The following is a 13,506-nucleotide window of genomic DNA, read 5'->3' as shown; positions in this document are numbered from 1 at the left end:
TCCCAGACCGCTTGCGGCAAACGCGACGCGGCAAATTGCTCCACCAGGTGGCGAGAAATTTCATCGCCCTCCATCGGCGTCAAGCGCGCACTGCAACCGCAACACACGACTTGGCTACGCTCATTGAGACGGGCCTGGTCGGCGGCACACTCGGGGCAGGTCGCGGGCAAGTAGTTGAACATGCGGTAGCACTGCTCGGCCCAGTTGCGCACGGTCGTGGCCGCGAACACATCCGCCGGCTGCATGCCGCTGCGCAACTGTCCGGGGGTAAACGCGCTCAGGCTGTGTTCCAGAAGCTCCACGCCGGCCTGCGTGATGCGGCCTTTCTCGACCAGCCCGCTGACATCGCCAAACACCGCGACCGCATGGTCGAGTACGCTGGTCTTGGGCAGCGTGCAGCCGTAGTGGCGGCCGAGCTGAAAACTCAGGTCGACGATATCCAGCGAGTCGGCACTCAGGTCTTCCACGATGCTGCTGTGCTCATTTACATCGGCGGCATCCATCACCAGTAGCTGTGCGAGGATTTCGCGGGTGGTGGTAATGACGCTGTCCAAGTCCAATGGATTGTTCAAAGGTTATGTCCCTATAACGCGTAAATGAGAGGGGTGTGAGCAGTGACCCTGACGGGATTTGCTTGAGGTGTTTTTGAAGGCGGGGAGCGTAAACCCTCCTGCGAGGGGGAGAGTCAATGTGCCATTATTTTTTTTGCTGAGCAGGCGCAGGTGTCATGGCCAGATTAGGCTTTTGAATCCATTCGATATTCTGTAGCCTTGCGCAGCTTCACCTTTACCCGTGCTTGATGAACACGATCACTTCGTCCGGCGGCGCCCGAAGGGCTCCAGAGCCGGTGGTAAACTCGACTTTCGCGCAACTGCGCCTGCAGGTCTTGCGAATATGACGCACATTTCCGAACGCCTACTGGTTCAAGCCCATCTCGACGCCAAGCAGCCCAAGGCCCTCAGCGCCGACGAAGAGGCGAGCCTGCGCGCCGCCATCGCCGCCGAGCTCAAGGCTCAGGACGCGGTGCTGGTGGCCCACTTCTATTGCGACCCGGTGATTCAGGCCCTGGCCGAAGAAACCGGCGGCTGTGTCTCCGACTCCCTGGAAATGGCCCGCTTCGGCGCCGCCCACCCGGCCAAGACCGTACTGGTCGCCGGCGTGCGTTTCATGGGTGAGACCGCCAAGATCCTCACACCCGACAAACGCATCCTCATGCCCACTCTGGAAGCCACGTGCTCGCTGGACCTGGGCTGCCCGGTGGATGAGTTTTCGGCATTCTGCGACCAGCATCCCGAGCGCACCGTGGTGGTCTACGCCAACACCTCGGCTGCGGTCAAAGCCCGGGCCGACTGGGTGGTGACCTCCAGCTGCGCGCTGGAAATCGTCGAAAGCCTGATGGACAACGGCGAGACCATCATCTGGGGCCCGGACAAACACCTGGGCACTTATATCCAGCGCCAGACCGGTGCCGACATGTTGCTGTGGGACGGTGCGTGCATCGTGCACGAAGAGTTCAAGTCCAAGCAGTTGGAAGACATGAAGGCGCTGTACCCGGATGCGGCCATTCTGGTGCATCCCGAATCCCCGACCTCGGTGATCGAGCTCGCCGATGCGGTGGGCTCCACCAGCCAGTTGATCGCTGCGGCGCAACGCTTACCGAACAAGACCTTCATCGTGGCGACCGACCGCGGCATCTTCTACAAGATGCAGCAGCTCTGCCCGGACAAGGTTTTCGTGGAAGCGCCTACGGCGGGCAACGGTGCTGCGTGCCGCAGTTGCGCGCATTGCCCGTGGATGGCGATGAACACGCTGGAGCGCACGTTGCAGTGCCTGCGTGAGGGCAGCAATGAGATCTTCGTCGAACCGTCGGTGATCCCGCATGCCGTGCGGCCGCTCAAGCGCATGCTGGACTTTACCCAGGCCGCACGTCTGAAGCTGGCCGGCAACGCCTGAGCCGAGACGGGCTCGGTCAAACCGGTGGGCAGGGGTGCAAGCCCCTCCCACCGGTTGATTTCCATTGGGCAGGGGGTTACTTCTTTTGCTTTGGGACGCGCACCAGTTGCGTGTCCGAATAGATGTCATGCCAGCTGCGTTTGTGCTTATCAAACAGCGACCAGATAAACCCCAACCCCACGCACAGCCACGACGCAATCGACACCACAAAGCGCAACAGTGCCTGCCACAGGCTGATGCGTGAGCCGTCGGCGTTCTGCACGCGTACCCCCCACACCTGCATGCCCAAGGTCTGACCCGAGTGGGTCCAGAACTTGGCGAAGAAGCCAAACAGCACGAACAACAGAATCGTCGACAGCAGCGGATCGCCGTCCAAGGCGCCGGACTCGGTGAGGGTGCGCATCCCGGCTTCGCCGACGAACGCGATCCATACCAGCTTGTAGATAAACGCGGTGACGATCAGCAGTGCGGTGCACAGCAGCAAATCATAGAACATCGCTGCCAGGCGACGGCCCAGGCCAACGGCGGGAAATTCGCCTTGGGGGCTCAGCAGGGGTTTGGACATGGCAGGGCTTCTGGAGAAAACACGCAGTTTACGGAATCGCGCCCATAAAAAAGCCCCTGATGTCATATCAGGGGCTTTTTGTCGCAGGTAGAGATCAGGCTTCTGCTTGTACTTCGTCAGCCTGCATGCCTTTTTGGCCTTGCACGGCAACGAAGGTCACTTTCTGGCCTTCTTTCAGGCTCTTGAAACCGTTGCCCTGGATAGCGCGGAAATGCACGAACAGATCCGGACCGCTTTCTGGCGTGATAAAACCAAACCCTTTCTCGTCGTTGAACCATTTAACGGTACCGCTCTGACGTGTAGACATTGTCTTCTTTCCTTTGACACTAAAATTAATGACAGCCCCTTTCACATGAAAGAGTACTGGGCTGGGTTGCAGGAAAGTAAGAGACGTCGAACGGGTTGTAGCGCAACTACTTCAGCTACTGCCCAGGTCCAGGTTCCAAGCGACCCATGCAAACACAGTGGGCAAACTCTACGCCAACTAATATGAAAAAAACAAGCCCCGCCAAACCCCAGGTTTTGCTCGGTTTCATGAGATTGGGTTGAATAATATGGAACGGACTTATTCGATAGAGTTAGTCACTTGTTATAGGGAAAACCCTATAACAATGACTATCGCTACTGCACTGTTTTATGGCGGTTGCGTTACAGATTAGTGCACGTTAACGCAACCGCGTTACTTATAGGAACAGTCAGCCACGGAAGTAACGTTGCGGCACGAATGGCATTTTACTTACACGAAGAGGCACCTTTTTCCCACGCACCAACGCAGCGACTTCGGTATCCAAGGCGGTGAATGCGCTGTCCAGGTAGCCCATGGCAAGCGGGCCGCCCAGGCTCGGACCAAAGCCGCCGCTGCACACGCTGCCGATCACCGTGCCATGTTCGTCGACGATTTCCGCGCCCTCCCGCACGGGCGTGCGCTCTTGCGGCAGCAGGCCCACGCGCTTGCGGCCGACGCCGGCTTGCTGCTGGGTGAAGATCCGGTCGGCGCCAGGGAAACCGCCGGCACGCGCACCGTCGGCACGGCGCGCCTTGGAAATCGCCCACAACAGGCTGGCTTCGATCGGCGTGGTGTCGGTGTTCATGTCGTGGCCGTACAGGCACAGGCCAGCTTCAAGGCGCAGCGAGTCGCGGGCGCCCAGGCCGATGGCCTGTACTTCGGTCTCGGCCAGCAGGCTGCGGGCCAGGCTTTCGGCGCTGGCGGCAGGCACGGAGATCTCAAAACCGTCTTCGCCGGTGTAACCCGAGCGGCTCACGTAGCAGTCCACGCCCAGCAGACGCAACGCGGCGAACTGCATGAACGTCATCTTGCTGACCTCCGGCGCCAGGCGCGCCAGCACCTTCACCGCCAACGGGCCTTGCAGGGCCAGCAGCGCGCGCTCTTCGAACAGCGGCTCGATGGTGCATTGGTCGCCAATGTGCTTGCGCAGGTGTGCCAGGTCCTGATCCTTGCAGGCGGCGTTGACCACCAGGAACAGCTCATCGTTACCCAGGTTGGCGACCATCAGGTCATCGAGGATGCCGCCTTGTTCGTTGGTGAACATGGCGTAGCGCTGCATGCCCACCGGCAGGTCGAGAATGTCGACAGGCACCAGGGTTTCCAAGGCTTTGGCGGCGTTGGCGCCGGTCAGGCGGATCTGGCCCATGTGGGACACGTCGAACAACCCGGCCTGCTCACGGGTGTGTTGGTGTTCCTTCATCACGCCCAGCGGGTACTGCACCGGCATGTCGTAGCCGGCGAAGGGCACCATGCGTGCGCCCAACTCGAGGTGCAGAGCGTGCAAGGGGGTTTTCAACAGGGTTTCGGTGGACATGTTCAGCTCCTGAAAAACGTGCCGGCGCGCCTTGAGGCGTCAGCACTCGATAATGTTGACCGCCAAACCGCCACGGGCGGTTTCCTTGTATTTGCTTTTCATATCGGCGCCGGTCTGGCGCATGGTGCGGATGACCTTGTCGAGGGATACGAAGTGCTGCCCATCCCCGCGCAAGGCCATGCGCACTGCATTGATCGCCTTGACCGAACCCATCGCGTTGCGCTCGATGCAGGGCACCTGCACCAGCCCGCCTATCGGGTCGCAGGTCAGGCCCAGGTTGTGTTCCATGCCGATTTCGGCGGCGTTTTCCACTTGGGACACGCTGCCGCCCAACACCTCGCACAAGGCGCCCGCGGCCATGGAACAGGCCACGCCGACTTCGCCCTGGCAGCCGACTTCGGCACCCGAGATCGAGGCGTTTTCCTTGTACAAAATACCGATGGCGGCGGCGGTGAGCAGGAAACGCACCACGCCGTCTTCGTTCGCACCTGGGATAAAGCGCATGTAGTAATGCAGTACCGCCGGGATGATTCCCGCCGCACCGTTGGTAGGCGCCGTGACCACGCGGCCGCCGTTGGCGTTTTCTTCGTTGACGGCCAGGGCGTACAGGTTGACCCAGTCGAGCACCGATAATGGATCGCGCAGCGCCGACTCCGGGTTCTTGCATAACTGGCGATGCAGGCCGCCGCGCGCCGCTTGACCTTCAAGCCCCCCGGCAAGATCCCTTCATTGCGGCAGCCCGCATCTACGCAGTCCTGCATCACTTGCCAGATGTTCAACAGGCCGCTACGGGTTTGCGCTTCCGGGCGCCACGCACTTTCGTTGGTCAGCATCACCTGGCTGATGGACAGCCCGTAAGTGGTGCAATGGCCGAGCAAGTCTTTGGCGTGCTTGAACGGGAAGGTCAGGGGCGTGGCGTCCTCGACAATCCGGTCGGCGCCGGCGGCGTCTTCGTCGACCACAAACCCACCGCCGACCGAGTAGTACTCGCGGCTGCGGACCTGGATACCCGCGCCATCGAAGGCACGGAAAATCATGCCGTTGGGGTGGTAGGCGAGGGGTTTGCGGATCATCGCCAGGTGTTCTTTCTCGTTGAACGCAATGCTGTGTTCGCCGAGCAGGTTCAAGCGGCCGCTGCTGCGCATCGCCAGGAGGCGCGCGGCGACGGTTTCAGTGTTTACGGTGTCCGGGTGTTCGCCTTCCAGGCCGAGCAGCACGGCCTTGTCGCTGCCGTGGCCTTTGCCGGTGGCGCCCAGCGACCCGTAGAGTTCCACCTTGATGCCGGTGGTGGCGCTCAACAGGTTGTCGCGCTTGAGGCCCTCGACAAAACGAGCGGCGGCGCGCATAGGGCCGACGGTGTGGGAACTGGAGGGGCCGATGCCAATCTTGAACAGGTCGAACACGCTTAACGACATGGTTGTTCTCCGGTTTCTTATTATTTTTGAGATCGTACTCGGTCAGTGTGGGAGGGGGCAAGCCCCCTCCCACATTTGATCGAGTTGACCCTTGAGTTAGGCGTAGCTCTCGATCGATGGGCATGCGCAGACGAGGTTGCGATCGCCGAACACGTTGTCGACCTGGCCCACCGGCGGCCAGTACTTGCCTTCGACCAGCGACGCAACCGGGTACACCGCTTGCTCACGGCTGTACGGGTGGCTCCATTCGCCTACCAGTTCGGCGGCGGTATGCGGCGCGTTCTTGAGTGGGTTGTCGTCCTTGTCCAGGGTGCCGTTTTCCACCGCGCGGATCTCTTCGCGAATGGCGACCATTGCGTCGCAGAAGCGGTCCAGTTCTTCCTTGGACTCACTTTCGGTCGGCTCGATCATCAGCGTGCCCGCCACCGGGAACGACATGGTCGGTGCGTGGAAGCCGAAGTCGATCAGGCGCTTGGCCACGTCATCCACGCTGATGCCGCTGCTGTCCTTGAGCGGGCGCAGGTCGAGGATGCATTCATGCGCCACCAGGCCGTTGCTGCCGGTGTAAAGCACCGGGTAGTGCTCTTCGAGGCGACGGGAAATGTAGTTGGCATTCAGGATCGCCAACTGCGAAGCGCGCTTGAGGCCCGCGCCGCCCATCATGCTGATGTACATCCAGGTGATCGGCAAAATGCTCGCGCTGCCGAACGGTGCGGCGCACACCGCGCCCTCCTTGCGTTGCATGGCCGCATGGCCTGGCAGGAACGGCGCCAGATGCGACTTGACGCCGATCGGGCCAACGCCCGGGCCGCCACCGCCGTGGGGAATGCAGAAGGTCTTGTGCAGGTTGAGGTGGGATACATCGCCGCCGAACTTGCCCGGTGCGCAGAGGCCGACCATCGCGTTCATGTTGGCGCCATCGATGTACACCTGGCCGCCGTGGTCGTGGATGATCGCGCAGATCTCGCGGATGCCTTCCTCGAACACGCCGTGGGTGGACGGATAGGTGATCATCAGCGCGGCGAGGTGTTCGCGATGCTCGATGGCCTTGGCGCGCAGGTCTTCGATGTCGACGTTGCCACGCGCGTCGCATGCGGTCACCACCACACGCATGCCGGCCATGTTGGCGGTGGCCGGGTTGGTGCCGTGGGCCGACGATGGGATCAGGCAGATGTCGCGACGTTCTTCGCCACGGCTGTGGTGATAGGCACGAATGGCCAGCAGGCCGGCGTATTCACCCTGGGAACCGGCGTTCGGCTGCAGGGAGATCGCGTCGTAACCGGTGGCCGCGCAGAGCATGGCTTCCAGCTCGGAGGTCAGTTGCTGGTAACCGGCGCTTTGCTCGGCGGGGGCGAACGGGTGCAGGGCACCGAATTCGGCCCAGGTCACCGGGATCATTTCGCTGGCGGCGTTGAGCTTCATGGTGCAGGAGCCCAGCGGGATCATGGTGCGGTCCAGCGCCAGGTCTTTGTCCGCCAGCTTGCGCAGGTAGCGCATCAGCTCGGTTTCCGAGTGGTAGCGGTTGAACACCGGGTGGCTGAGGATCGGCGACTGGCGCAGCAGCGCGGCCGGCAAGGTGCTTTCAGTGTGGGCGAAAACCGGCAGGGCCTTGCCGTCGGCGAAGATCGCCCACAGGGTTTCGATATCGGCCTGGGTGGTGGTTTCGTCCACCGACAGGCCGACACGCTCGGCATCCACCACACGCAGGTTGATGCGCTGGGCGCGGGCCTTGTCGTGCAGGGCCGCGGTGTGGGCGCCGGTGTTGAGGGTGAGGGTGTCGAAGAAGTGTGCTTGTTCGACCTTCAGGCCCAGGGCGGTCAAGCCCTTCGCCAGGATTGCCGTCAGCTGATGAATACGCTGGGCGATCTGGGTCAAGCCTTCAGGCCCGTGATACACGGCGTACATGCTGGCGATATTGGCGAGCAGCACTTGGGCGGTGCAGATGTTGCTGGTGGCTTTCTCGCGGCGGATATGTTGCTCGCGGGTCTGCATGGCCAGGCGCAGGGCCGGCTTGCCGAAACGGTCGACGGACACACCGACCAGGCGGCCCGGCATGTCGCGCTTGAACGCATCCTTGGTGGAGAAATACGCCGCGTGCGGGCCACCAAAGCCCAGCGGCACGCCGAAGCGTTGCGCGCTGCCGATGGCCACGTCGGCGCCGAACTCACCCGGTGGGGTCAGCAGGGTCAGGGCCAGCAGGTCGGCGGCCACGGCCACCAGGGCGTTGGCGGCGTGGAAGCGTTCGGTCAGCTCGCGGTAGTCGAACACGTCACCGTTGCTCGCCGGGTATTGCAGCAGGGCGCCGAAAAAGGCGCTCACGTCGCTCAACTCGCGCTCATCGCCCACCACTACATCGATGCCCAGCGGCTCGGCACGCGTGCGCAGCACATCGAGGGTTTGCGGGTGGCTGTGTACGGAGGCGAAGAACGCGTTGCTGCTTTTGTTCTTGCTCAGGCGCTTGCAGAAGGTCATGGCCTCGGCGGCGGCGGTGGCTTCATCGAGCAAGGATGCGTTGGCGATCGGCAGGCCGGTGAGGTCGCTGATCAGGGTCTGGAAGTTCAGCAGCGCTTCCAGGCGGCCTTGGGAAATCTCCGGCTGGTAGGGGGTGTAGGCGGTGTACCAGGCCGGGTTTTCCAGTAGGTTGCGCAGGATCGGCGACGGTGTGTGGCAGTTGTAGTAGCCCTGCCCGATGTAGGTCTTGAACAGTTGGTTCTGGCTGGCGATAGCCTTGATCTTGGCCAGCGCCTGGGCTTCGCTCAGGCCGTCTTCGAGGCCGAGCACACTGGTGCCCTTGATGCTTTCCGGGATCACGCTGGCGCTCAAGGCTTCGAGGGAATCAAAGCCCAGGCTTGCGAGCATCTGCTGCTCGTCTGCCTGGCGCGGGCCGATGTGGCGGGCGATGAATTCGTTGGCGGTGCTCAAATTAATACCCATGGCGCGCTCCTCAGGCTTCAGCGTTGGCTTTGATCAGGCGGTCGTACGCATCCTGATCCAACAGCTTAGCCACTGCACTGGCATCGGCCGGTTTAAAACGGAAGAACCAGCCTTCGCCCATCGGGTCTTCGTTGACCCGCTCCGGGCTGGCGTCGAGTTTGTCGTTCACTTCCAGTACTTCGCCGTCCAGCGGCATGTATACACCGCTGGCGGCTTTGACCGACTCCACGGTGGACGCTTCAGCGCCCTTGCCGTAGACCTGCAGCTCAGGCAGTTGCACGAAAACCACATCGCCCAGCGCGTTCTGCGCAAAAGCGGTAATGCCTACGGTAACGCTGCCGTCAGCTTCGGCGCGCAGCCATTCGTGATCTTCAGTGAAACGCAACTCGCTCATGGAAACTCCTCAGGGCCAGAATCGTCTGGTGGGCGGGATTGGAATAATGAGGAGTTGCTAAGCAAAATCGCGGCCAATGTTATTAATTCCTTATAATTCAAGAAGTTAATAAAAATGGTTATGAGGTTATACGGCTGCGCTGTAGCGATTTCGCTACAGCTGGGCCTTGGAAAAAAGCCTATGTGGATCAAAGCCTTGCATGGCGCGCAAAAAGCAGGGTTGTAGCGATATCGTTACGCTGTAGCGCTTTCAGTACACGGGATGTCGTTCCTGGACCAAAAATGCGGTCAATGTGGGAGGGGGCTTGTATTTCAGGTTTAGAGCCCATTCCCTTTGGAATCAGGGCTTGCCGGGTATGCCGTACTTGCGCAATCGATGGGCAATGGCGGTGTGCGAGGTCTGTAACCGGCTGGCCAGCTGGCGGGTCGAGGGGTAGCTGGTGTAGAGCTTTTCCAGCAGGTCGCGCTCGAAGTCTTCCATGGCCTGTTCCAGGCTGTCGATTTCGCCGTCGTTCTGGCGCGCAACCGAGGTGCCGGCGATGTCCAGGTCGCCGATGTCCACCAGGCTGCTTTCGCAAATGGCGGCGGCGCGGAAGATCACGTTCTGCAACTGGCGCACATTGCCCGGCCAGCGGTTGCCCAGCAGCGCCGGGTAAGTGCCGGGTGCCAGGCGGCAGACGGGGCGCTGGATCTGCGCACAGGCCTGCTGCATGAAGTAGCGGGCCAGCAGCAAGATGTCCTGGCCGCGTGCGCGCAGGGGCGGTACTTCGACGTTGAGGACGTTGAGGCGATAAAACAGGTCTTCGCGGAAGGTGCCTTCGCTGACCATTTTTTCCAGGTCGCGGTGAGTGGCGCTGAGAATGCGCACATTGACTTTCACTTCACGGTCGCCGCCCACCCGGCGAAAGCTGCCGTCATTGAGAAACCGCAGCAGCTTGGCCTGCAGGTACGGCGACATCTCGCCGATCTCATCGAGGAACACCGTGCCCTGGTTGGCCAGTTCCATCAGCCCTGGCTTACCGCCGCGCTGGGCGCCGGTGAAGGCGCCCGGTGCGTAGCCGAACAGCTCGCTCTCGGCGAGGTTCTCCGGCAGCGCCGCGCAGTTCAATGCCAGAAACGGCGCACTGTGCCGCGTGCTGATGGCATGGCAGGCACGCGCCACCAACTCTTTGCCGGTACCGGTCTCGCCCTGGATCAACAACGGTGCATCCAGGGCCGCCACCCGCTGCGCACGCGCCTTGAGGGTGCGAATGACCGGGGACTCGCCGAGCAGCGCATCAAAGCCTTCGGCATGGTCATGGTGCAACGCCGACAGTTGTTCGCCGATACGGTTGGGTTGGTACAGGGTCAGCAGGGCGCCGGCGTCGGTGATCGGCGTGGCGTCCAGCAGCAAGGTCTGGCCGTTGACGCTGATCTCGCGCAGCGGCAAACGAAAGCCGTTTTCCAGCAAGGTCTCCAGCAGCGCGGGGTCGTTGAACAGCTCGGCGATACTTTCGCCGGCCGGTTCGCGCCCGTACAGGGCGATCAACGCCGGGTTGGCCAACAGAATCTTGCCCGCGCTGTCCAGGGCCAGCACCGGGTCGGTCATGGCGGCCAGCAGGGCGTCGAGTTGCAGGTGGCGGCGTTGGCCGGGAAGGATGTCCACCACCGTCACCGCTTGTACGCCGTGCACGCTGAACAGGGCATCGCGCAGTTCTTCCAGCACCTCGGCGCTGAGGGTCGGGGCGTCGATGTAGACGTTGGGCGGCACCATTTCCACCGCATCCAGGTTGAGATTGCGCCCACCGAGCAAGGCCAGGACTTCCTGGGTAATGCCGACGCGGTCGATGAAGCTGACGTGGATACGCATGCAGTGGCTGACGATTCTGGGGAGCGAGAGGCGGCAAGTATGCCTTGACGCGAGGCACAGGTGAAATCTGACAAATAATGGAGATCAAAATGTGGGAGGGGGCTTGCTCCCTCCCACATTTGAACACTGTTGTGTCAGTGCAAACGCATCACGCCAGGTGTTCGGGCTTGACCGGGTCCCCGGATTTCATGTCCAACTGATGCCGCACATCTTCAAACATCAGATCGTAGTGCTTGTGGTCCGATCCCACGCTGCTGTGGGTTTTGGGGATACCGTATTTCTCGACAATCCGGGTCACGTTGCTGGCGAAGTTGTAGGCCTGATCCTTGGGCAGAAAGAACGTTTCCTTCATGTCCTTGCCCTGGACGCTGCCATGCAGGGTGAATTGCATGCCTTTGCCCTCGCTTTTATCCGTGACGACTTCGTAGTCCAGGCACAGGTCGTAGCTGACGTCGTCCTTGTTCAGCGCATGTCGCTCGATATGCAGGTGACCGGGTTCAAAGGTGGCCATAGGCGAATCTCCTCTACTTCACAGATAGGTGATGCCAGGTGTTGCCGTGCTGATGCGGGTACCGGCGCTGCCCTGGACGATGGCTTCGATGTCCGAGAGTGAACCGATCACCGCGGTTTTGCCAGTCTGGCGGGCGAACTCGCAGGCGGCTTGCACCTTGGGGCCCATGGAGCCGGCGGCGAAACCGAGGTCTTCCATGGCGTCGGGGTGGGCCTGGGCGATGGCCTTTTGGGTTGGCTTGCCGAAGTCGATAAATGCGGCGCTGACGTCGGTGGCGATCACCAGCAAATCGGCGTCCAGTTGCGCGGCCAGCAAGGACGAGCACAGGTCCTTGTCGATCACGGCTTCAATGCCTTGGAGTTTGCCGTCTTCGCCATACATCGTCGGGATGCCGCCGCCGCCGGCGCAGATCACGATGGCTTTTTTCTCCAGCAGCCATTTGATCGGGCGGATTTCGAAGATGCGTTTCGGGCGCGGGCTGGCGACCACGCGCCGGTATTTGTCGCCATCCGGGGCGATGGCCCAGCCTTTTTCGGCGGCGAGTTTTTCCGCTTCGGCCTTGGTGTATACCGGGCCGATCGGCTTGGTGGGGTTCTGGAAGGCGGGGTCGTTGGCGTCGACTTCCACTTGGGTGAGCACGGTGGCGAAGGGCACTTCAACGTCCAGCAGGTTGCCCAGTTCCTGTTCGATGATGTAGCCGATCATGCCTTCGGTTTCGGCGCCCAATACGTCCAGTGGGTAGGGCGAAACGCTGGTATAGGCCGCCGCCTGCAACGACAGCAGGCCGACCTGGGAGCCATTGCCGTGGGCGATCACCAGTTCGTTGCCGGGGTGGATCCTGGCGATCTGTTGGGTAGCGACGCGGATATTGGCGCGTTGGTTGTCCGCCGTCATGGGTTCACCACGGCGGAGCAGGGCGTTGCCGCCCAGGGCTACGACGATGCGCATAAGGAATGTCCTTCTAAGATTTATCGTTGTGAACACAGGAAAAATGTGGGAGGGCGCAAGCCCCCTCCGACATTGATTGCGTTCCTGCAGTAAAAGTTAGATATCCGCCAGTGCCGACACCAGGATCGCCTTGATGGTATGCATGCGGTTTTCCGCCTGCTCAAAGGCGATGTTGGCCGGCGACTCGAACACTTCTTCGGTCACTTCCACGCCATTGGCCAGGTTCGGATAGCGTGCGGCGATGTCTTTGCCGACCTTGGTTTCGCTGTTATGGAACGCCGGCAGGCAGTGCATGAATTTCACCCGGGGGTTGCCCGAGGCTTTCATCATCTTGGCGTTGACCTGGTACGGCAGCAGTTGCTCGATGCGCTCGTCCCACGCTTCCACGGGCTCACCCATGGATACCCAGATGTCGGTGTGGATGAAGTCCACGCCCTTCACCGCCTCGGCAGGGTCTTCGGTGATGGTGATGCGTGCGCCGCTCTCTTCGGCGAACGCCTGGCATTGCTTGATGAAATCTTCGTGTGGCCACAGGGCTTTCGGCGCGCCGATGCGCACGTCCATGCCGAGCTTGGCGCCGATCATCAGCAGCGAGTTGCCCATGTTGTAGCGGGCGTCGCCCAGGTAGGCGTAGCTGATGTCATGCAGCGGCTTGTCGCTGTGTTCGCGCATGGTCAGGGTGTCGGCGATCATTTGGGTGGGGTGGAATTCGGCGGTAAGGCCGTTGAACACCGGCACGCCGGCGAACTTGGCCAGCTCTTCGACGATTTCCTGTTCGAAACCACGGTATTCAATGGCGTCGAACATGCGCCCGAGCACACGGGCAGTGTCTTTCATGCTCTCTTTGTGGCCGATCTGCGACGATACCGGGTCGATGTAGGTGACGTGCGCACCTTGGTCATGGGCCGCTACTTCGAAGGCGCAACGGGTGCGCGTCGAGGTTTTTTCGAAGATCAACGCGATGTTCTTGCCTTGCAGGTGCGGACGCTCGGTGCCGGTGTATTTGGCGCGCTTGAGGTCGCGGGACAGGTCCAGCAGGTAGTTCAGCTCGCGGGTGGTGTGGTGCATCAGCGACAGCAGGCTGCGGTTGCGCATGTTGAAAGCCATGATGGATCTCC

10 protein-coding genes and 2 pseudogenes are annotated in these 13,506 nt (G+C 61.5%); 1 reads left to right on the top strand and 11 read right to left on the bottom strand.

Annotation, left to right across the window (positions count from 1 at the left end):
- Nucleotides 1–17: 17 nt before the first annotated feature.
- Nucleotides 18–572, bottom strand: a pseudogene (locus tag AB4O25_RS12705) (acyl carrier protein); the annotation flags it as partial.
- Nucleotides 573–894: 322 nt separating this feature from the next.
- Between AB4O25_RS12705 and nadA the strand changes: the two are divergent.
- Nucleotides 895–1,953, top strand: a complete 1,059-nt coding sequence (gene nadA, locus AB4O25_RS12700) for a quinolinate synthase NadA (protein WP_017529197.1) — start codon at nucleotides 895–897, stop codon at nucleotides 1,951–1,953.
- A gap of 76 nt (nucleotides 1,954–2,029) precedes the next feature.
- Here the strand turns inward: nadA and AB4O25_RS12695 are convergent, their stop codons facing one another.
- From AB4O25_RS12695 to AB4O25_RS12650, 10 genes and pseudogenes are all read right to left on the bottom strand, one after another.
- Complete coding sequence (locus tag AB4O25_RS12695) at nucleotides 2,030–2,518, bottom strand: RDD family protein (RefSeq protein ID WP_460150904.1); 489 nt, start codon at nucleotides 2,516–2,518, stop codon at nucleotides 2,030–2,032.
- 94 nt (nucleotides 2,519–2,612) lie between these two features.
- Nucleotides 2,613–2,825, bottom strand: coding sequence for a cold-shock protein (locus AB4O25_RS12690; protein WP_003227496.1), 213 nt, complete (start codon nucleotides 2,823–2,825; stop codon nucleotides 2,613–2,615).
- Between the two features lie 388 nt (nucleotides 2,826–3,213).
- Nucleotides 3,214–4,338 carry a glycine cleavage system aminomethyltransferase GcvT gene (gcvT, locus tag AB4O25_RS12685; RefSeq protein ID WP_065876961.1) on the bottom strand — a complete coding sequence of 375 codons (1,125 nt, stop codon included), beginning with the start codon at nucleotides 4,336–4,338 and terminating at the stop codon, nucleotides 3,214–3,216.
- A 39-nt stretch (nucleotides 4,339–4,377) separates the two neighbouring features.
- Nucleotides 4,378–5,753 (bottom strand): annotated as a pseudogene (locus AB4O25_RS12680) (L-serine ammonia-lyase).
- Nucleotides 5,754–5,849: 96 nt separating this feature from the next.
- Entirely contained in the window at nucleotides 5,850–8,687 is a 2,838-nt protein-coding gene (gcvP, locus tag AB4O25_RS12675; protein WP_460150903.1) for an aminomethyl-transferring glycine dehydrogenase, read from the bottom strand.
- A gap of 10 nt (nucleotides 8,688–8,697) precedes the next feature.
- A complete protein-coding gene (gene gcvH / locus AB4O25_RS12670; RefSeq protein ID WP_065876960.1) occupies nucleotides 8,698–9,081 on the bottom strand; it encodes a glycine cleavage system protein GcvH in 384 nt (127 codons plus the stop codon).
- A gap of 339 nt (nucleotides 9,082–9,420) precedes the next feature.
- The gene (locus AB4O25_RS12665) at nucleotides 9,421–10,929 is read right to left on the bottom strand and encodes a sigma-54-dependent transcriptional regulator (RefSeq protein WP_017529191.1); all 1,509 of its coding nucleotides are present in this window, start codon (nucleotides 10,927–10,929) and stop codon (nucleotides 9,421–9,423) included.
- A gap of 148 nt (nucleotides 10,930–11,077) precedes the next feature.
- The gene (locus tag AB4O25_RS12660; protein ID WP_017529190.1) at nucleotides 11,078–11,440 is read right to left on the bottom strand and encodes a DUF5064 family protein; all 363 of its coding nucleotides are present in this window, start codon (nucleotides 11,438–11,440) and stop codon (nucleotides 11,078–11,080) included.
- Between the two features lie 18 nt (nucleotides 11,441–11,458).
- A complete protein-coding gene (arcC, locus tag AB4O25_RS12655) occupies nucleotides 11,459–12,388 on the bottom strand; it encodes a carbamate kinase (protein ID WP_460150902.1) in 930 nt (309 codons plus the stop codon).
- 96 nt (nucleotides 12,389–12,484) lie between these two features.
- On the bottom strand, nucleotides 12,485–13,495 hold the full coding sequence (locus AB4O25_RS12650) for an ornithine carbamoyltransferase (protein ID WP_017529188.1): 1,011 nt from the start codon (nucleotides 13,493–13,495) through the stop codon (nucleotides 12,485–12,487).
- Nucleotides 13,496–13,506: the final 11 nt, after the last annotated feature.

It is taken from the genome of Pseudomonas sp. S3_A03 (assembly GCF_054668275.1).
This window is presented reverse-complemented; position numbering and strand designations above follow the sequence as displayed.

Coding starts and splice junctions, on each gene's coding strand:
- nadA (WP_017529197.1), top strand. CDS start 895: ATGACGCACATTTCCGAACGCCTACTGGTTCAAGCCCATCTCGACGCC.
- AB4O25_RS12695 (WP_460150904.1), bottom strand. CDS start 2,518: ATGTCCAAACCCCTGCTGAGCCCCCAAGGCGAATTTCCCGCCGTTGGC.
- AB4O25_RS12690 (WP_003227496.1), bottom strand. CDS start 2,825: ATGTCTACACGTCAGAGCGGTACCGTTAAATGGTTCAACGACGAGAAA.
- gcvT (WP_065876961.1), bottom strand. CDS start 4,338: ATGTCCACCGAAACCCTGTTGAAAACCCCCTTGCACGCTCTGCACCTC.
- gcvP (WP_460150903.1), bottom strand. CDS start 8,687: ATGGGTATTAATTTGAGCACCGCCAACGAATTCATCGCCCGCCACATC.
- gcvH (WP_065876960.1), bottom strand. CDS start 9,081: ATGAGCGAGTTGCGTTTCACTGAAGATCACGAATGGCTGCGCGCCGAA.
- AB4O25_RS12665 (WP_017529191.1), bottom strand. CDS start 10,929: ATGCGTATCCACGTCAGCTTCATCGACCGCGTCGGCATTACCCAGGAA.
- AB4O25_RS12660 (WP_017529190.1), bottom strand. CDS start 11,440: ATGGCCACCTTTGAACCCGGTCACCTGCATATCGAGCGACATGCGCTG.
- arcC (WP_460150902.1), bottom strand. CDS start 12,388: ATGCGCATCGTCGTAGCCCTGGGCGGCAACGCCCTGCTCCGCCGTGGT.
- AB4O25_RS12650 (WP_017529188.1), bottom strand. CDS start 13,495: ATGGCTTTCAACATGCGCAACCGCAGCCTGCTGTCGCTGATGCACCAC.